Here is a 19113-nt window from a genome sequence, read left to right on the forward strand (position 1 = left end):
CAAGTCAGGTGTGTCAGGTACACCGTGTGTTCAGGTTTTGCGGTTGCTTTGCAACCGAGGGGGAGCAAGCTCCCTCGCCACAGACGCCCGCTCGACTCAGTGTTATTCGTACTGGCTGAGCAACCGTTCCATCCGCGCATCCAGCCGGCGCTTGATCTCGGTTTCGATATGCGGTGCGAAGTCGTCGATCACGTCTTGCATGATCAACAGCGCTGCCGCACGCAGTTCACTGTCCAGGTGCAGCAAGGCGTCGGGGCCTTTGCTGGCCGCGGGTGCCGGTTGCGCGGCAGGGGCGGGCGGTGTCGGTTCGACGGTCTGCGGCGCAGCGCTGACGGAGTCGAACAGCATGGGAATCTGTTCCTGGTCACCTTCGATGACCGTGTCGGTCAGCAGCGGCGGTTGCAGGTTGTCATCGCCGAGCAGTTGGCGGATCGACTCGAGGTCATCCAGCAGGTGCGCGGACTTTTGTTGCGGTTTTGGAGTGTCCATCGGAATGCTCAGAGTCGCTGTAAACGGTGATCTTGAAGAGGATAGCCCTGTTCGCGATAGAAACGGAAACTCTCCCGCGCGGCCGCTCGAATCGTCGGATCCTCCACCACCACTTCCGCTACACGGGCGAACTTGCTGGCAAAGGCCGGGACTTTCAGGGCAAGGTTGACCAGCAGATCCTGATGCGGACCGCAGTCATCGCCAAGACCCAGGACAATTAAGCTATCCGGCTCGCTTTCGGCAGGACCGTGAGGCACGAAGCTTTCGCCCTTGAAGGCCCACAAACGCGCGTCGAGATCCTCGCGTTGGGCGGCATCGCTGCAATGCAGGTAAATGCGGTGGCCCATGCGCCAGGCTTTTTCGGTGAGCTTGCAGGCGAAATCCAGCCGTGCCGACGGATCGGCGCTGGGCAGGACATAGAAGTCGACTTTGGTCATTGCGGTTCCTGAGCCCGGGGCTGCGTTACTCGAAAGCAACGCAGCCCGAGGTCATCGGTTTCAGGCTTTGGCGCGGTCCAGCAGGTATTGGGTCAGCAACGGAACCGGACGGCCAGTGGCGCCCTTGTCCTTGCCGCCGCTGGTCCATGCGGTGCCGGCGATGTCCAGGTGCGCCCAGTTCAGGTTCTTGGTGAAACGCGACAGGAAGCAGGCGGCGGTGATAGTGCCGGCTTTCGGGCCGCCAATGTTGGCGATGTCGGCGAACGGGCTGTCCAGCTGCTCTTGGTACTCATCGAACAGCGGCAGTTGCCAGGCGCGGTCGTCAGCGGCCTTGCCGGCGCTCAGCAGTTGGCCGATCAGCTCGTCGTTGTTGCCCAGCAGGCCGGAGGTGTGCGCGCCCAGTGCAACGACGCAAGCGCCGGTCAGGGTCGCGATGTCGATCACGGCTTGCGGCTTGAAGCGCTCGGAGTAGGTCAGGGCATCGCACAGCACCAGACGGCCTTCGGCGTCGGTGTTGAGGATTTCCACGGTCTGGCCGCTCATGGTGGTGACGATGTCGCCCGGGCGCGAAGCATTGCCGCTCGGCATGTTCTCGGCGCACGCCAGGATGCACACCAGGTTGATCGGCAGTTTGAGCTCGAGCACGGCACGCAGGGTGCCGAACACGCTGGCTGCGCCGCCCATGTCGTACTTCATTTCATCCATGCCCAAGCCAGGCTTGAGGCTGATGCCGCCGGTGTCGAACGTGATGCCTTTGCCGACCAGTGCGTAAGGTTTCTCGGATTTCTTGCCGCCGTTGTATTGCATGACGATCAGGCGCGGTGGCTGGGCGCTGCCCTGGCCCACGGCGTAGAACGAGCCCATGCCCAGGTCCTTGATCTTCTTCTCATCGAGGACTTCGACTTTCAGGGTTTTGAATTCCTTGCCCAGGTTCTTGGCTTGTTCGCCAAGGAAGGTCGGGTGGCAGATGTTCGGCGGCAGGTTGCCCAGGTTGCGGGTGAACGCCATGCCGTTGGCAATCGCAGTGGCGTGGGCCACAGCGCGCTCGACTTCGGCCTGTGCCGCCTTGATGGTCACCAGGGTGATTTTCTTCAGGGCGCGAGGTTCGGCTTTCTGGCTCTTGAACTGGTCGAAGGTGTATTCGCCATCCACCAGGGTTTCGGCCAGCAGGCGGGTCTTGCCGTAGCTGTCGCGGCCCTTGACCACGATTTCGTCCAGCGCCAGAACAGCGTCGGTGCCGCCCAGGCCTTTAAGGGTATTGAGGACGCCGGCGATGATTTTACGGAACGGGCGGTCGCCCAGCTCTTCGTCCTTGCCCACGCCGACCAGCAGAACGCGTTCGGCCTTGAGATTCGGCAGGCTGTGCAGCAGCAGGCTCTGGCCGACTTTGCCGGCCAGGTCGCCGCGCTTGAGTACAGCGCTGAGGGCGCCGCCGCTCAGTTCGTCGAGTTGTCTGGCAGCGGCGCCGAGCTTGCGGCCTTCGCCGACGGCGACCACCAGAGTGGCGGTCTTCAACGTTTCTGGGCTAACGCTCTTTACAACCAGTTCCATGTCCGGGTCCCTGAATGAATGGTCAACGTGCGCGGGCAAAACGGCGGCGCACAGACGCTTGCTTATAGATAGAAAGACGCAGGTCACGGCCCGCGACAAAGGCCGCAGTTTGAACCTCGCTCCCTGCGCCTGACAACCCTCGGTTGTACGATCTTCAACGCATTACCCGCCTGCTTGAGCATGCGCAGTGACAGGCGCACCCAATCACAGGATAATGCGCCAACTTTTTCGGCGGCTCTGCCCTGCGGGCTGTCTGATACGTTTGCTTGTTTGGCCGCCTTAGCCTGACAACCCTGGAGTGTCTGGTTTGATTGTCTTCCGTTATCTGTCCCGCGAAGTCCTGTTGACCTTGAGCGCCGTCAGCGCCGTGCTGCTGGTCATCATCATGAGTGGGCGCTTCATCAAATACCTTGCCCAGGCGGCCTCGGGCCTGCTGGATCCGGGCTCCCTGTTCCTGATCATGGGCTTTCGTCTGCCAGGTTTCCTGCAGCTGATCCTGCCGTTGGGCCTGTTTCTCGGGATCCTGCTGGCCTACGGTCGCCTGTACCTTGAAAGCGAAATGACCGTGTTGTCGGCCACCGGCATGAGCCAGCAACGTCTGTTTGCCATGACGCTGTTTCCGGCCACGCTGGTTGCGCTGGTCGTGGCCTGGCTGAGTCTGAGCCTGGCGCCACAAGGTGCCAATCAGTTCCAGTTGCTGCTGAACAAGCAGGATGCGCTGACCGAGTTCGATACCCTTGAGCCGGGTCGCTTCCAGGCGCTACGTGACGGGACTCGGGTGACCTACACCGAAACGCTGTCGGATGATCGCATCAACCTCGGTGGCGTGTTCATTTCGCAAAAGAACATCTCGTCCGATAAGAAGGATCGCGGGATCTCCGTGCTGGTGGCCGAGAAGGGTCGTCAGGAAATCCGCCCTGACGGCAATCGCTACCTGATTCTCGACAATGGCTATCGTTACGACGGTAACCCGGGGCAGGCCGACTACCGGGCGATCAAGTACGAGGAATACGGCGTATTGCTGCCCAAGCCGGACGTCAGCGACGAAGTCACCGACCGCGATGCAATGACCACCCGTTCCTTGATCGGCAGCGATGACATTCGTTCGCGCACTGAGCTGCAATGGCGTCTGTCCCTGCCGTTGCTGGTGTTCATCGTGACCTTGATGGCGGTGCCGCTGTCGCGGGTCAATCCACGTCAAGGCCGTTTCCTCAAGCTGCTGCCGGCGATTCTTCTTTATATGGCTTACCTGAGCATCCTGATTGCCGCGCGCGGCGCCCTCGAAAAAGGCAAGATCCCGCCGGCGCTGGGGTTGTGGTGGGTTCACGGCATCTTCCTGGCCATTGGCCTGGGCTTGCTCTACTGGGAGCCGTTGCGCTTGAAGATGGCGAGTCGCCGCAGTGCGCTGGAGGTGGCCCGTGGTTAAGCTCGATCGCTACATTGGTAGCAGCGTATTCGTAGCCATCCTGGCGGTGCTGGGGATTATCCTTGGCCTGGCGACCCTGTTTGCCTTCATCGATGAGATGAGTGAAGTCAGCGACACCTACACCTTGGTGGACGTCTTGAGCTACGTCTTGCTGACCGCGCCCCGTCGTTTGTACGACATGTTGCCGATGGCGGCACTGATCGGTTGCCTGATCGGCCTTGGTAGCCTGGCCAGCCACAGCGAACTGACGATCATGCGCGCCGCCGGTGTGTCGGTCGGCCGGATCGTCTGGGCCGTCATGAAGCCGATGCTGGTGCTGATGGTGGCGGGGGTGCTGATCGGCGAGTACGTCGCGCCGGCCACCGAAGTCACCGCTCAGGCCAACCGTTCCCTGGCTCAGGGTGGCGGCGATGCACAGAGCGCCAAGCATGGCTTGTGGCATCGCCAGGGTGACGAGTTCATTCACGTCAACTCTGTGCAGCCGAACGGTCTGCTGTACGGCGTCACCCGTTATCGTTTCGACAATGAGCGCCATATGCTGTCGTCCAGCTTCGCCAAGCGGGCGAAGTTCGATCAGGATCACTGGCAGTTGAGCGACGTCACCACCACGCTGTTCCATGAAAAGAGCACCGAAGTGGTCACTGCACCGGAAGAGCGTTGGGATGTTGCCTTGAGTCCGCAACTGCTGAGCACGGTGGTGATGTCGCCTGACACGCTGTCGATCAGCGGTCTGTGGGGTTACATCCACTACCTGGCTGACCAGGGCCTTAGCAACGGCCGTTACTGGCTGGCATTTTGGGTCAAGGTGTTGCAGCCGCTGGTGACCGCCGCGCTGGTACTGATGGCGATTTCCTTCATCTTCGGGCCATTGCGCTCGGTGACCCTTGGTCAGCGGGTCTTCACTGGCGTGCTGGTCGGCTTCACCTTCCGCATCGTCCAGGATTTGCTGGGGCCTTCGAGCCTGGTGTTCGGTTTTTCGCCGCTGTTTGCGGTGCTGGTTCCGGCGGGTGTCTGTGCCCTGGCCGGTGTCTGGCTGTTGCGCCGAGCCGGCTGATCAGGGCGTTTCCCCGACCTCGCTGGTGATAAAAAACGCCCCTGTCGCAAGACCGGGGCGTTTTTGTAGGTGCCGTCTGACCTGCGAACGTGACGCTTGCGCCGTGGATCAGGTACAATTCCCGGCTATTTTTCGGCGGGCTATGCCTGCAGCCTTTTTGAGTGTTGATCCGTGAGTGATTTGAGTCATATCCGCAATTTCTCCATCATCGCCCACATTGACCATGGCAAGTCGACGCTGGCCGATCGCTTCATCCAGATGTGCGGCGGCCTTGCCGAGCGCGAAATGGAAGCCCAGGTGCTGGACTCCATGGACCTGGAACGTGAACGCGGGATCACCATCAAGGCCCACAGCGTCACCCTGTATTACACCGCTCGCGATGGCATCAAGTACCAGCTGAACTTCATTGACACCCCGGGCCACGTTGACTTCACCTACGAAGTCAGCCGGTCGCTGGCGGCCTGTGAAGGTGCGTTGCTGGTGGTCGATGCCGGTCAGGGCGTTGAAGCGCAGTCTGTAGCCAACTGCTACACGGCGATCGAGCAGGGCCTTGAAGTCATGCCGGTCCTGAACAAGATCGACCTGCCGCAGGCCGATCCGGACCGCGTCAAAGAAGAAATCGAAAAAATCATCGGCATCGATGCCACCGATGCGGTCGAGTGCAGTGCCAAGACCGGCCTGGGCGTCGACGAAGTGCTCGAACGCCTGGTTCACACCATTCCTGCGCCGACCGGCAACTACGAAGATCCGCTGCAAGCGTTGATCATCGACTCCTGGTTCGACAACTACCTGGGCGTTGTTTCCCTGGTACGCGTGCGTCACGGTCGTGTGAAGAAGGGCGACAAGATCCTGGTCAAGTCCACCGGCAAGATCCACCTGGTGGACAGCGTCGGTGTCTTCAACCCGAAACACACCGCCACCGTTGACCTGAAAGCCGGCGAAGTGGGCTTCATCATTGCCGGCATCAAGGACATTCACGGTGCACCGGTCGGCGACACCCTGACCTTGAGCTCCACGCCGGACGTTGACGTGCTGCCAGGCTTCAAACGCATCCAGCCGCAGGTCTATGCCGGCCTGTTCCCGGTCAGCTCCGACGACTTCGAAGATTTCCGTGAAGCCCTGCAAAAGCTCACGCTCAACGACTCGTCCCTGCAGTACACCCCGGAAAGCTCCGACGCCCTGGGCTTTGGCTTCCGTTGCGGGTTCCTCGGCATGCTGCACATGGAAATCATCCAGGAGCGCCTGGAGCGCGAGTACGACCTGGACCTGATCACCACGGCGCCGACCGTAATTTTCGAGCTGTTGCTGAAAACCGGTGAAACGATTTACGTCGATAACCCGTCGAAGCTTCCAGACCTGTCCTCGATCGAAGACATGCGTGAACCGATCGTGCGGGCCAATATTCTTGTGCCGCAAGAGCACCTGGGCAACGTCATTACCCTGTGCATCGAGAAGCGCGGCGTGCAGCACGACATGCTGTTCCTCGGTACGCAGGTCCAGGTGACCTACGATTTGCCGATGAACGAAGTGGTCCTGGACTTCTTCGACCGTCTGAAGTCCACCAGTCGCGGCTATGCTTCGCTGGATTATCATTTCGATCGTTACCAGTCGGCTAATCTGGTGAAACTGGATGTGCTGATCAACGGTGACAAGGTCGACGCCCTGGCGCTGATCGTGCACAAGGATAACGCGCACTACAAAGGTCGCCAGTTGACCGAGAAAATGAAAGAACTGATTCCGCGCCAGATGTTCGACGTCGCGATCCAGGCCGCCATTGGCGGGCAGATCATTGCGCGGACCTCCGTCAAGGCACTCAGAAAGAACGTATTGGCCAAATGCTACGGCGGTGACGTTAGCCGTAAGAAAAAACTGCTTGAAAAGCAAAAGGCCGGTAAGAAACGCATGAAGCAAGTCGGCAACGTGGAAATTCCACAAGAAGCCTTCCTTGCGGTGCTCAGGTTGGATAGTTAGGTCCTATGTCACTAAATTTCCCGCTGTTGCTGGTCATCGCCGTGTTCGTCTGCGGCCTGTTGGCGTTGCTCGATCTGCTGTTCCTGGCGCCTCGGCGCCGGGCTGCCATCAACTCCTATCAGGGGAGTGTCAGCCAGGCTGACATGGTGGTCGTCGAGAAACTGAACAAAGAGCCGCTGCTGGTCGAATACGGCAAGTCGTTCTTCCCGGTGTTGTTCATCGTGCTGGTGCTGCGTTCGTTCCTGGTGGAGCCGTTCCAGATTCCTTCCGGCTCGATGAAACCGACCCTGGACGTCGGCGACTTCATTCTGGTGAACAAGTTTTCTTACGGGATCCGCTTGCCGGTGATCGACAAGAAAGTCATCGAAGTCGGTGATCCGCAGCGCGGCGATGTGATGGTGTTCCGCTACCCGAGCGATCCGAACGTCAACTACATCAAGCGTGTGGTGGGCCTGCCGGGCGACCAGATTCGCTACACCGCCGACAAGCGTCTGTTCGTCAACGGTGAATCGATTGCCGAACAACTGGTCGGCTCCGAGCCGGGCACGTTGGGCAGTGCCGAGCTCTACAAGGAAAAACTCGGTGTCGCCGAGCACCTGATTCGCAAGGAGATGAGCCGCTATCGCGCATCGCCGGACCGTTCATGGACCGTGCCGGCCGGGCACTACTTCATGATGGGCGACAACCGCGACAACTCCAACGACAGTCGCTACTGGGACGATCCGAGCATTCCCAAGGATCTGCTGGGCATGGTTCCCGACAAGAATATCGTCGGCAAGGCCTTCGCAGTCTGGATGAGCTGGCCGGAACCCAAACTCAGTCACCTGCCGAATTTCTCGCGGGTTGGCCTGATCAAGTAATCACACACGGCGCTGTTGAACACAGCGCCGAATGCATTTCTGGAGTCGGCACAATCGGCGCCAGAGGCATGAAAACAACGATATTCAGGACGTAATTTTTGAACACAGCGTTAATTGTCCCAAGCCTGCGTCGTATCACGGCCATGGCGGTGGAATCCAGCCACGAACTCAGCGTGGGTAAACCGTGAGCGTCTCCTTAAGCCGTCTAGAGCGTCAGCTCGGCTACACCTTCAAGGATCAGGAGCTGATGGTCCTGGCCCTGACTCACCGCAGTTTTGCCGGGCGCAACAACGAACGCCTGGAATTCCTCGGTGATGCCATCCTCAACTTCGTCGCTGGCGAGGCGCTGTTCGATCGCTTCCCGCTGGCCCGTGAAGGCCAGTTGTCGCGTTTGCGCGCACGTCTGGTGAAAGGTGAGACGCTGGCCGTACTGGCCCGCGGTTTCGATCTGGGCGAATACCTGCGCCTGGGCTCCGGTGAGTTGAAAAGCGGCGGGTTCCGTCGCGAGTCGATTCTGGCCGATGCCCTCGAAGCGTTGATCGGTGCGATCTACCTGGACGCTGGCATGGACATGGCGCGCGAACGCGTGCTGGCCTGGCTGGCCGGTGAGTTCGAAGGCCTGACGCTGGTCGACACCAACAAAGATCCAAAAACCCGCCTGCAGGAATTCCTGCAATCGCGTGGTTGCGAGCTGCCGCGTTACGAAGTGGTGGATATCCAGGGTGAGCCGCATTGCCGGACGTTCTTCGTCGAATGTGAAATCACCTTACTGAATGAAAAAAGCCGAGGTCAGGGTGTGAGTCGTCGTATTGCCGAACAGGTAGCGGCCGCCGCAGCACTGATTGCCCTGGGTGTGGAGAATGGCAATGACTGATTCAACTGCAACTCGCTGTGGCTATGTTGCCATCGTCGGCCGTCCCAACGTGGGCAAGTCCACGCTGCTGAACCACATCCTGGGTCAGAAACTGGCGATCACCTCGCGCAAGCCGCAAACCACCCGCCATAACATGCTGGGCATCAAGACCGAAGGCGCCATCCAGGCTGTCTACGTCGACACCCCGGGCATGCACAAGGGCGGCGAAAAGGCCCTGAACCGCTACATGAACAAGACCGCCTCGGCGGCGTTGAAAGACGTCGACGTGGTGATCTTCGTGGTGGATCGCACCAAGTGGACCGACGAAGACCAGATGGTCCTCGAGCGCGTCCAGTACGTGACCGGCCCGCTGATCGTGGCGCTGAACAAGACCGATCGCATCGAAGACAAAGCCGAACTGATGCCGCACCTGAGCTGGTTGCAGGAGCAGCTGCCGAACGCGCAGATCATGCCGATCTCGGCCCAGCACGGGCACAACCTCGAAGCGCTGGAGCGGGTGATTGCCGGTTACCTGCCGGAAAACGATCACTTCTTCCCGGAAGACCAGATCACCGACCGCAGCAGCCGTTTCCTCGCCGCAGAACTGGTGCGCGAGAAAATCATGCGCCAGATGGGCGCCGAACTGCCGTACCAGATCACCGTCGAAATCGAAGAGTTCAAGCAGCAGGGCAAAACCCTGCACATCCATGCCTTGATCCTCGTCGAGCGTGACGGCCAGAAGAAAATCATCATTGGCGACAAGGGCGAGCGCATCAAGCGCATCGGCACCGAGGCGCGCAAGGATATGGAATTGCTGTTCGACTCCAAGATCATGCTTAACCTGTGGGTGAAAGTGAAAGGCGGCTGGTCCGACGACGAGCGCGCATTGCGTTCGCTGGGCTACGGCGACCTGTAACACCGGATCCAGATACTCCGAAGAACCCCTGTGGGAGCGAGCCTGCTCGCGATGAGGACCTGAAATTCAACATCACTGTTGACTGGCAGACCGCAATCGCGAGCAGGCTCGCTCCCACATTGGTTTCTGGTTGTTTATAAGGTCGCGTTTCTTCATTGAGAACTCCATGTCCCAGCCCATTGGCCAACCCGCCTACGTCCTCCACTCCCGCGCCTACCGCGAAAGCAGTGCGTTGGTGGACTTCCTCACGCCGCAAGGTCGGCTACGGGCGGTGTTGCGCAGCGCGCGGGGCAAGGCCGGGACATTGGCGCGGCCCTTCGTGCCGCTGGAAGTGGAGTTTCGCGGGCGGGGTGAGCTGAAGAACGTTGGGCGAATGGAAGCCGCCGGTGTTTCAACCTGGCTCAACGGCGAGGCGCTGTTCAGCGGCCTCTACCTCAACGAACTGCTGATCCGCTTGCTGCCCGCCGAAGACCCGCACCCAGGCGTGTTTGATCACTACGCTGCGACGTTGCTGGCGCTGGCCGAAGGCCGACCGCTGGAGCCGTTGCTGCGATCCTTCGAGTGGCGCCTGCTCGACGATCTCGGTTACGGTTTTGCCCTGACCACCGACATCCACGGCGAGCCCATTGCTCCGGACGGTCTATATCGTTTGCAAGTGGATGCTGGCCTGGAGCAGGTCTATCTGCTGCAACCCGGTCTGTTCAACGGCACCGAGCTGTTGGCCATGGCTGAGGCTGACTGGACCGCACCCGGTGCGCTGTCCGCCGCCAAGCGTCTGATGCGTCAGGCATTGGCTGTTCACTTGGGCGGTCGTCCGCTGGTCAGTCGCGAGCTGTTTCGCAAGCCGTAGTCTCCCCGTATGCTGTGCGCCGAATCTTTAAATTCAGGAGCGCTTCCGTGACCACCAGCAATCGCATTCTTCTTGGCGTGAACATCGACCACGTTGCCACTCTGCGTCAGGCCCGGGGCACTCGTTACCCGGATCCGGTCAAGGCAGCGCTGGACGCGGAAGAGGCGGGGGCTGACGGCATCACCGTGCACCTGCGCGAAGACCGTCGACACATCCAGGAGCGCGACGTGCTGTTGCTCAAGGATGTACTGCAAACCCGCATGAATTTCGAAATGGGCGTCACCGAAGAAATGATGGTGTTCGCTGAGCGCATCCGCCCGGCGCACATTTGCCTGGTCCCGGAAACCCGTCAGGAACTGACCACCGAAGGTGGCCTGGACGTGGCAGGGCAAGAGGCGCGGATCAAGGCGGCGGTGGATCGCCTGTCGAAGATTGGCTGTGAGGTGTCGCTGTTCATCGATGCAGACGAGCGGCAGATCGAAGCGTCCCGTCGTGTGGGTGCGCCGGCTATCGAGTTGCACACCGGTCGTTATGCCGACGCCGAGACACCGACCGACGTGGCGCAAGAGCTGAAGCGTGTGGCGGATGGCGTAGCGTTTGGCCTGGCTCAGGGGCTGATCGTCAATGCCGGCCACGGCCTGCATTATCACAACGTTGAAGCGGTGGCCGCGATCAAGGGCATCAACGAACTGAACATCGGCCATGCGCTGGTGGCGCATGCGTTGTTTGTCGGGTTCAAGTCGGCGGTGTCCGAGATGAAAGCATTGATCTTGGCTGCGGCCTTGAAGGGCTGAGACCGAGGTGCTGCCTTCGCGGGCAAGCCTCGCTCCTACAGGTCCGTGTTGTGCCGCAACTTTGCATACGACACCGGCCCTGTAGGAGCGAGGCTTGCCCGCGAAGGCGTCCTCAAAAGCAACCCAGATTTAAAGCTGCGGGGTTTCCTGATTCGGCTTGGTCTTGTCGACCCCCGGCACATGCAGGTTGCCTTCAGCCACCTGATTGCCTTCAAGCTGTGGCTGCGTGACCCACGTCAGGATGTCGTAGTAACGACGGATGTTCGCCACGAAGTGCACCGGCTCGCCGCCCCGGGCGTAGCCATAACGCGTCTTGCTGTACCACTTCTTCTCTGACAGGCGCGGCAGGATCTTCTTCACGTCCAGCCACTTGTCCGGGTTCAGGCCTTCTTTCGCCGCCAGTTTGCGCGCGTCATCCAGATGGCCGCTGCCGACGTTATAGGCCGCCAGTGCAAACCAGGTGCGATCCGGCTCCTGGATCGATTCGTCCAGCTGATCCTTCATGTAGGCCAGGTATTTGGCGCCGCCCATGATGCTTTGCTTGGGGTCGAGGCGATTGGATACGCCCATGGCCTGCGCGGTGTTCTGGGTCAGCATCATCAGCCCGCGAACGCCGGTCTTGGACGTGACCGCGGCTTGCCATAACGACTCCTGATAACCGACGGCCGCCAACAGGCGCCAGTCGACTTTCTCTTTCTTGGCGTAGGCCTTGAAGTGTTGCTCGTACTTGGGCAGGCGTTGCTGCAAGTGTTGTGCGAAGGTGGTGGCGCCCACGTAACCCAGTACGTCGACGTGCCCGTAATAGCGGTCCTTCAGGCGTTGCAAGGTGCCGTTTTTCTTCACCTTGTCGAGGTAGGCATTGATCTCGTTGAGCAAGCTGTTGTCGTCGCCAGCGGCCACCGCCCAGCTCTGGTTGCTGGAGTCACCGAGGTCGAAGGCTACTCGCACGTTGGGGAAGTAGACCTGGTTCATCGCGACTTCGTTTGAATCGACCAGGGTCAGGTCGATCTGATCTTCATCGACCATCCGCAGCAAGTCGACGACTTCAACGGCGTCGGACTCTTCGTATTCAATGCCGGGGTATTTCTTTTTCAGCTCCGCCAATTGCTCGGCGTGGGTGCTGCCCTTGAGCACCATGATCTTCTTGCCGACCAGGTCGCCAGCATCGGTTGGCCGCGATTGGCCGTTGCGGTAGATGACCTGTGGGGTGACTTCGAGATAGGAGTGGGAAAACCGCACCTGTTGTTTGCGTTTCTCGCTGCTGACCAGACCGGCAGCAGCCAGCACCGGGCCGTTAGGCTTGCCCACCTGATTGAACAGGTCGTCGAGGTTGTCGGCGGTCTCGATCTTGAGTTCCACCCCCAGATCGTCGGCGAAGCGCTTCACCAGCTCGTATTCGAAGCCGGTTTCACCGTTGCGATCCTGAAAGTAGGTGGCGGGGCTGTTTCGGGTAACCACCCGCAGCACACCATCCTCCTTTACGCGCTCCAGCGTGTTGGGTTTATCAACACAGCCACTGAGCATCAGGAAGAGTCCGGTTGCGATCAGCCATTTGGCGAACCGCGGACGCAAAGCCGTTGGGGAAAACATCTGCGCAGTATACGCAAAGGACCACGAGCGCCATATCTCGACAGCGAAGGGCTTGTCTGCTAGGCAGCGTAAAACCCGCTTGGAGCCCGCAGGAATGGGCCCGAACGGTAATTTGTGACATAAAAAATAACCCTCGGCGAACCGCTGTTTAAGGTCCAAATGCCCGGCCCGACGTTCGGGTGCACCCGCGCGCACCGTTTCGGGTGATGTCGCGGGCGGTTTAGGCTAGAATGCACGGCCTCAAAGCACACCCCTTCCCGAGGCTGTCCCGAAGATGTTGATCCTGCGCGGCGCTCCTGCCCTTTCTGCCTTTCGCCACAGCAAACTCCTTGAGCAACTGAGCCAGAAGGTCCCGGCTGTCAGCGGCTTGTATGCTGAATTCGCTCACTTCGCCGAAGTCACCGGCGTCCTGACCGGCGACGAACAGCAGGTGCTCGCGCGCCTTCTGAAGTACGGCCCAAGTGTTCCGGTACAAGAGCCGACCGGTCGTCTGTTCCTGGTGTTGCCACGTTTCGGCACCATCTCGCCGTGGTCCAGCAAGGCCAGCGACATCGCTCGCAACTGCGGCCTGAGCAAGATCCAGCGTCTGGAACGCGGCATCGCGTTTTACGTGGCCGGTCAGTTCAGTGACGCCGACGCGCAACTGATTGCGGACGGTCTGCACGACCGCATGACTCAAATCGTGTTGGGCAACCTCGAACAAGCCGCCGGCCTGTTCAGCCACGCCGAGCCGAAACCGCTGACCGCGATTGACGTGCTGGGTGGCGGCCGCGCCGCGCTGGAAAAAGCCAACACCGAGCTGGGCCTGGCCCTCGCCGAAGACGAGATCGACTACCTGGTCAACGCCTTCGTCGGCTTGAAGCGCAATCCTCACGACATCGAACTGATGATGTTCGCCCAGGCGAACTCCGAGCACTGCCGTCACAAGATCTTCAACGCCAGTTGGGACATCGACGGTCAGAGCCAGGAAAAAAGCCTGTTCGGCATGATCAAGAATACCTACGTGATGCACAGCGAAGGCGTTCTGTCGGCTTATAAGGACAACGCTTCGGTGATCGTCGGCAACGTCGCCGGCCGTTTCTTCCCGGACCCTGAAACCCGCCAGTACGGTGCGGTGCAGGAACCGGTGCACATCTTGATGAAAGTCGAAACCCACAACCACCCGACCGCGATTGCCCCGTTTCCGGGCGCGTCCACCGGCAGTGGCGGCGAGATTCGCGACGAAGGTGCTACCGGTCGTGGCGCCAAGCCAAAGGCCGGCCTGACCGGTTTCACCGTCTCCAACTTGCAGATCCCGGGCTTCGAACAGCCATGGGAAGTGCCGTATGGCAAGCCTGAGCGCATCGTTACTGCGCTGGACATCATGATCGAAGGCCCACTGGGTGGCGCCGCGTTCAACAACGAATTCGGCCGTCCAGCCCTGACCGGTTACTTCCGTACCTTCGAACAGTCGATCACCACCCCGCGTGGCGACGAAGTTCGCGGTTACCACAAGCCGATCATGCTGGCCGGCGGTATGGGTAACATCCGTGCCGAACACGTACAGAAAGGCGAGATCACCGTTGGCTCCAAGCTGATCGTCCTCGGCGGCCCGGCAATGCTCATCGGCCTGGGCGGCGGCGCAGCTTCCTCCATGGCCACCGGCACCAGCTCGGCAGACCTGGACTTCGCTTCGGTACAGCGCGAAAACCCTGAGATGGAACGTCGCTGCCAGGAAGTTATCGACCGTTGCTGGCAACTGGGCGACAAAAACCCGATCAGCTTCATCCACGACGTCGGCGCGGGTGGTCTGTCCAACGCCTTCCCGGAACTGGTCAACGATGGCGACCGTGGTGGCCGCTTCGAACTGCGCAACATTCCAAACGACGAGCCGGGCATGGCCCCGCACGAAATCTGGAGTAACGAATCCCAGGAACGCTACGTTCTGGCGGTCGGCCCGGCCGACTTCGAACGCTTCCAGGCGATCTGCGAACGTGAGCGTTGCCCGTTCGCCGTGGTTGGCGAAGCGACTGCTGAGCCGCAACTGACGGTCACCGACAGTCACTTCGGCAACAGCCCGGTGGACATGCCGCTGGAAGTGCTACTGGGCAAAGCCCCGCGCATGCACCGTTCGGCCGTTCGTGAAAACGAACTGGGCGACGATTTCGATCCGTCGACCCTCGACATTGCCGACTGCGTCGAGCGCGTGCTGCATCACCCGGCCGTGGCGAGCAAAAGCTTCCTGATTACCATCGGCGACCGCACCATCACCGGCCTCGTGGCCCGTGACCAAATGGTCGGCCCGTGGCAGGTTCCGGTGGCTGACGTTGCCGTCACCGCCACCAGCTTCGACGTCTACACCGGTGAAGCCATGGCCATGGGCGAGCGTACTCCGCTGGCACTGCTGGACGCTCCGGCGTCGGGCCGCATGGCCATCGGCGAAACCCTGACCAACATTGCCGCTTCGCGCATCAACAAGATCTCCGACATCAAACTGTCGGCGAACTGGATGTCCGCTGCCGGTCACCCGGGTGAAGACGCGCGTCTGTACGACACCGTGAAAGCGGTTGGCATGGAGTTGTGCCCGGACCTGGGCATTACCATTCCGGTGGGCAAGGACTCCATGTCCATGGCCACGCGCTGGAACGACGAAGGCGTCGACAAGACCGTGACCTCGCCGATGTCCCTGATCGTGACCGGTTTCGCGCCAGTGGCTGACATCCGTCAGACCCTGACCCCGGAACTGCGCATGGACAAGGGCACCACCGACCTGATCCTGATCGACCTGGGCCGTGGCCAGAACCGCATGGGCGCCTCGATCCTGGCCCAGGTTCACGGCAAGCTCGGTTCGCAAGCGCCGGACGTCGATGATGCCGAAGACCTGAAAGCTTTCTTCGCCGTGATCCAAGGCCTCAATGCCGACGGTCACCTGCTGGCCTACCACGACCGTTCCGACGGTGGTCTGCTGACCAGCACCGTGGAAATGGCGTTCGCCGGTCACTGTGGTCTGAGCCTGAACCTCGACGGTCTGGCTGAAACTTCTGCTGACATCGCCGCGATCCTGTTCAACGAAGAACTGGGCGCCGTGATCCAGGTTCGCCAGGACGCCACGCCGGACATCCTCGCGCAGTTCAGCGCTGCCGGTCTGGGCGAGTGCGTGTCGGTGATCGGTCAGCCGATGAACAACGGCCAGATCAACATCACCTTCAACGGCGAAACCGTGTTCGAAGGTCAGCGTCGTCTGCTGCAACGTCAGTGGGCTGAAACCAGCTACCAGATCCAGCGTCTGCGTGATAACGCCGACTGCGCCGAGCAAGAGTTCGACGTGCTGCTGGAAGAAGACAACCCGGGCCTGAGCGTCAAGCTGAGCTACGACGTCAACCAGGACGTCGCCGCGCCTTACATCAAGAAAGGCATCCGCCCACAGGTTGCCGTGCTGCGTGAGCAGGGCGTCAACGGTCAGGTGGAAATGGCGGCCGCGTTCGACCGCGCCGGTTTCAACGCGATCGACGTGCACATGAGCGACATTCTGGCCGGCCGTGTCGACCTGAACGAGTTCAAGGGTCTGGTGGCTTGCGGCGGTTTCTCCTACGGCGACGTATTGGGTGCCGGTGAAGGCTGGGCCAAGTCCGCGCTGTTCAACAGCCGTGCTCGCGATGCGTTCCAGGGCTTCTTCGAACGCAACGACAGCTTCACCCTCGGCGTGTGCAACGGTTGCCAGATGATGTCCAACCTGCACGAGCTGATCCCGGGCAGCGAGTTCTGGCCGCACTTCGTGCGCAACCGCTCCGAGCAGTTCGAAGCGCGTGTGGCGATGGTTCAGGTCCAGGAGTCGAACTCGATCTTCCTGCAAGGCATGGCCGGTTCGCGCATGCCGATCGCCATCGCTCACGGTGAAGGTCATGCCGAGTTCGCCAGCGAAGAAGCGTTGCTGGAAGCCGATCTGTCGGGTTGCGTGGCGATGCGTTTCGTCGACAACCACGGCAAGGTCACCGAAAACTACCCGGCCAACCCGAACGGCTCGCCGCGCGGGATCACCGGTTTGACCAGCCGCGACGGTCGCGTAACGATCATGATGCCGCACCCGGAACGCGTGTTCCGCGCTGTGCAGAACTCGTGGCGTTCGGAAGACTGGAACGAAGACGCTCCTTGGATGCGTATGTTCCGTAATGCGCGCGTCTGGGTGAACTAAGGGCTGTGTACAAGCTCAGCTTTTTTGTTCCGGCCAGCCATGTCGAGTTGGTCAAGAGCGCTGTATTCGCTGCCGGTGGCGGGCGGATCGGGGCTTATGATCATTGCGCGTGGCAGGTGCTTGGGTTAGGCCAGTTTCGGCCTTTGGACGGCAGTCAGCCGTTTATTGGGGAAGCGGGGCAGGTCGAGCAGGTTGAGGAATGGAAGGTTGAGCTGGTGGTGGCGGATGAGTTGATCGTGGCCGTAGTGGCCGCGTTGAAACTCAGCCATCCCTACGAGACACCGGCTTATGAGGTGTGGCGGTTGGAGGATTTTTGATCTTTCTGGCCGCTGTAAAAGAAACCCGCTGATGCAGATCAGCGGGTTTTTTATGTGTAGCGGGAATGACGCCCTATCAAATTAAACCTTGGCACTCACCTCACTGCGATTGACCAACGCCTCCAACGCGCCATTCAAACTCGGCGCCTTGTCACCAACCAGCAGGTGCCAGATGCCGCCTTCCAGCTGACTGACTCCCTGACAACCCAGCGCCTTCAAATCACTCTCTGACAACGCTTTGCCATCCGCCAGGTGCAGTCGAATCCGGGTCATGGCCACGCAATCCATCTGCAGCACGTTGTCCCCACCGCCCAAGGCATCCAGCCATTGCTGCGCTTCTGCATTTGCCACCGCCGCAGGTTTCGGTGCATCGATCACCGCGGGAGGAGAGGACACCAGCGCACGACCCAGCGCCGGCATCGCCAGACGAATTTCATCGGCAATGCTATCCGCCATCGGCCCGACCACCACCTGCAAGCTCCCGCCCTTGCCGGGACGCACGACCGCCATCGCCCCCAGCGCCTTTAACTCCGCATCGTTGGCCTTGTTGCGATCCACCATGTCCAGCCGCAACCGCGTGGTACATGCCCCGACGGTGATCAGATTCTGTGCCCCGCCCAGTGCCTTGATGTATGCCCCGGCTCGTTCATTCTCGGTGACCACAATCTTGTCACCCGTCGGCACCTCTTCACGCCCTGGCGTCTTGAGGTTGAAGCGGCGAATGCAGAAATCAAACACCCCGTAATAGACCACCGCATACGCCAAGCCTACCGGCACCACTAACCAGCCGTTGGTGGATTTCCCCCAGCCGAGCACCATGTCGATGAAGCCGCCCGAGAAGGTGAAACCCAGGTGGATGTTCAGCGCATTGGTGATCGCCATCGACAACCCCGTCAGCAGCGCATGGAGCAAAAACAGAAACGGTGCGAGGAACATGAACGCAAATTCGATGGGTTCGGTGACGCCGGTCAGGAAGGAAGTCAGCGCCATCGACAGGAAGATCCCTCCCATGACTTTGCGGCGTTCCGGCAGGGCGTTGCGGTACATCGCCAGGCAGGCGGCGGGCAGGCCGAAGATCATCACCGGGAACATGCCGGTCATGAATTGGCCGCCCTTCGGGTCACCGGCGAAGTAGCGCGACAGGTCGCCGGTGACCATGGCACCCGTGGTCGGGTCGGTGAAGTTGCCGAAGACGAACCACGCCATGTTGTTGAGGATGTGGTGCAGGCCAGTGACGATCAGCAACCGGTTGAACACGCCGAAGACGAAGGCGCCGATGCTGCCGCTCTCCATCATCAGTGCGCCGAAACCGTTGATGCCGTGCTGGATCGGCGGCCAGATCAAACCGAAAATCACGCCCAGACCGACGGCGGCGAAGCCGGTGACAATCGGCACGAAGCGCCGTCCGCCGAAGAACGCCAGGTACTCCGGCAGCTTGATGTCCTTGAAGCGGTTGTACAGCGCGCCGGCCATCAAGCCGCTGACGATCCCGGCGAGCATGCCCATGTTGATGCTCGCATCGAGGACCTTGAGCGTGGAGATCATCACCAGGTAACCAATCACCCCGGCGAGGCCTGCGGTGCCGTTGTTGTCCTTGGCGAAACCGACCGCGATGCCGATGGCGAAGATCATCGCCAGGTTGGCGAAGATCACCTGGCCGGCGTCATGGATGATGGCGATGTTCAGCAGGTCGGTGTCGCCCAGACGCAGCAACAGGCCGGCAATCGGCAGGATCGCGATCGGCAGCATCAACGCGCGGCCGAGACGTTGCAGGCCCTCGATGAAATATTGGTACATGGCGGTTCTCCCTGTGCTCTTTTTGTTTGAGAGGTGT

The 19113-nt window shown here is 60.6% G+C and carries 15 protein-coding genes; 10 read left to right on the plus strand and 5 right to left on the minus strand.

Translation table 11 applies throughout. The annotated features are described in order from the left end of the window. Positions 1-102 precede the first annotated feature (102 nt). From AC1ROI_RS11010 to AC1ROI_RS11020, 3 genes are read right to left on the minus strand one after another with little or no spacing between them, the layout of a single operon-like run. Positions 103-489, minus strand: coding sequence for a hypothetical protein (locus tag AC1ROI_RS11010; protein ID WP_010463070.1), 387 nt, complete (start codon positions 487-489; stop codon positions 103-105). 8 nt (positions 490-497) lie between these two features. Continuing rightward, complete coding sequence (locus AC1ROI_RS11015; RefSeq protein WP_102593949.1) at positions 498-926, minus strand: DNA polymerase III subunit chi; 429 nt, start codon at positions 924-926, stop codon at positions 498-500. Between the two features lie 60 nt (positions 927-986). After that, the gene (locus tag AC1ROI_RS11020) at positions 987-2477 is read right to left on the minus strand and encodes a leucyl aminopeptidase (RefSeq protein WP_102593948.1); all 1491 of its coding nucleotides are present in this window, start codon (positions 2475-2477) and stop codon (positions 987-989) included. A 307-nt stretch (positions 2478-2784) separates the two neighbouring features. Between AC1ROI_RS11020 and lptF the strand changes: the two genes are divergently transcribed. The 8 genes from lptF to pdxJ all read left to right on the plus strand — a co-directional run bounded on the left by lptF (position 2785) and on the right by pdxJ (position 11201). After that, positions 2785-3903: an LPS export ABC transporter permease LptF gene (lptF, locus tag AC1ROI_RS11025; RefSeq protein ID WP_010463065.1), complete on the plus strand. Its 1119-nt coding sequence runs from the start codon at positions 2785-2787 to the stop codon at positions 3901-3903. Further along, on the plus strand, positions 3896-4957 hold the full coding sequence (gene lptG, locus AC1ROI_RS11030; RefSeq protein ID WP_077748280.1) for an LPS export ABC transporter permease LptG: 1062 nt from the start codon (positions 3896-3898) through the stop codon (positions 4955-4957). The genes lptF and lptG overlap by 8 nt, the downstream gene beginning before the upstream one ends. Before the next feature lie 171 nt (positions 4958-5128). Further along, a complete protein-coding gene (gene lepA / locus AC1ROI_RS11035) occupies positions 5129-6928 on the plus strand; it encodes a translation elongation factor 4 (RefSeq protein WP_042932348.1) in 1800 nt (599 codons plus the stop codon). 5 nt (positions 6929-6933) lie between these two features. Continuing rightward, on the plus strand, positions 6934-7788 hold the full coding sequence (gene lepB / locus AC1ROI_RS11040) for a signal peptidase I (RefSeq protein ID WP_010463058.1): 855 nt from the start codon (positions 6934-6936) through the stop codon (positions 7786-7788). 184 nt (positions 7789-7972) lie between these two features. Continuing rightward, positions 7973-8662, plus strand: coding sequence for a ribonuclease III (rnc, locus tag AC1ROI_RS11045; RefSeq protein ID WP_010463056.1), 690 nt, complete (start codon positions 7973-7975; stop codon positions 8660-8662). Next, positions 8655-9557 carry a GTPase Era gene (gene era / locus AC1ROI_RS11050; protein ID WP_010463054.1) on the plus strand — a complete coding sequence of 301 codons (903 nt, stop codon included), beginning with the start codon at positions 8655-8657 and terminating at the stop codon, positions 9555-9557. The genes rnc and era overlap by 8 nt, the downstream gene beginning before the upstream one ends. 166 nt (positions 9558-9723) lie before the next feature. Continuing rightward, positions 9724-10407, plus strand: coding sequence for a DNA repair protein RecO (gene recO, locus AC1ROI_RS11055; RefSeq protein WP_010463052.1), 684 nt, complete (start codon positions 9724-9726; stop codon positions 10405-10407). A gap of 47 nt (positions 10408-10454) precedes the next feature. Continuing rightward, positions 10455-11201, plus strand: a complete 747-nt coding sequence (gene pdxJ, locus AC1ROI_RS11060) for a pyridoxine 5'-phosphate synthase (protein WP_077748282.1) — start codon at positions 10455-10457, stop codon at positions 11199-11201. Positions 11202-11330: 129 nt separating this feature from the next. On the opposite strand, the gene mltF is transcribed toward pdxJ, so the two are convergent. Next, a complete protein-coding gene (gene mltF, locus AC1ROI_RS11065; protein WP_010463047.1) occupies positions 11331-12791 on the minus strand; it encodes a membrane-bound lytic murein transglycosylase MltF in 1461 nt (486 codons plus the stop codon). A gap of 274 nt (positions 12792-13065) precedes the next feature. Between mltF and purL the strand changes: the two genes are divergently transcribed. Continuing rightward, positions 13066-16962, plus strand: a complete 3897-nt coding sequence (purL, locus tag AC1ROI_RS11070) for a phosphoribosylformylglycinamidine synthase (protein ID WP_077748283.1) — start codon at positions 13066-13068, stop codon at positions 16960-16962. 5 nt (positions 16963-16967) lie between these two features. Then, positions 16968-17279, plus strand: coding sequence for a YqfO family protein (locus tag AC1ROI_RS11075; RefSeq protein WP_102595436.1), 312 nt, complete (start codon positions 16968-16970; stop codon positions 17277-17279). Between the two features lie 81 nt (positions 17280-17360). On the opposite strand, the gene nagE is transcribed toward AC1ROI_RS11075, so the two are convergent. Then, positions 17361-19076, minus strand: a complete 1716-nt coding sequence (gene nagE, locus AC1ROI_RS11080; protein WP_010463041.1) for an N-acetylglucosamine-specific PTS transporter subunit IIBC — start codon at positions 19074-19076, stop codon at positions 17361-17363. Between the last annotated feature and the right edge of the window lie 37 nt (positions 19077-19113).

The organism is Pseudomonas sp. GW823-FHT02C02, from assembly GCF_058797635.1.

Bases quoted from the DNA above. Each gene is read 5' to 3' on its own strand.
- purL (WP_077748283.1), top strand. From the start codon at position 13,066: ATGTTGATCCTGCGCGGCGCTCCTGCCCTTTCTGCCTTTCGCCACAGC.
- AC1ROI_RS11015 (WP_102593949.1), bottom strand. From the start codon at position 926: ATGACCAAAGTCGACTTCTATGTCCTGCCCAGCGCCGATCCGTCGGCA.
- mltF (WP_010463047.1), bottom strand. From the start codon at position 12,791: ATGTTTTCCCCAACGGCTTTGCGTCCGCGGTTCGCCAAATGGCTGATC.
- lepB (WP_010463058.1), top strand. From the start codon at position 6,934: ATGTCACTAAATTTCCCGCTGTTGCTGGTCATCGCCGTGTTCGTCTGC.
- nagE (WP_010463041.1), bottom strand. From the start codon at position 19,076: ATGTACCAATATTTCATCGAGGGCCTGCAACGTCTCGGCCGCGCGTTG.
- AC1ROI_RS11020 (WP_102593948.1), bottom strand. From the start codon at position 2,477: ATGGAACTGGTTGTAAAGAGCGTTAGCCCAGAAACGTTGAAGACCGCC.
- recO (WP_010463052.1), top strand. From the start codon at position 9,724: ATGTCCCAGCCCATTGGCCAACCCGCCTACGTCCTCCACTCCCGCGCC.
- era (WP_010463054.1), top strand. From the start codon at position 8,655: ATGACTGATTCAACTGCAACTCGCTGTGGCTATGTTGCCATCGTCGGC.
- AC1ROI_RS11010 (WP_010463070.1), bottom strand. From the start codon at position 489: ATGGACACTCCAAAACCGCAACAAAAGTCCGCGCACCTGCTGGATGAC.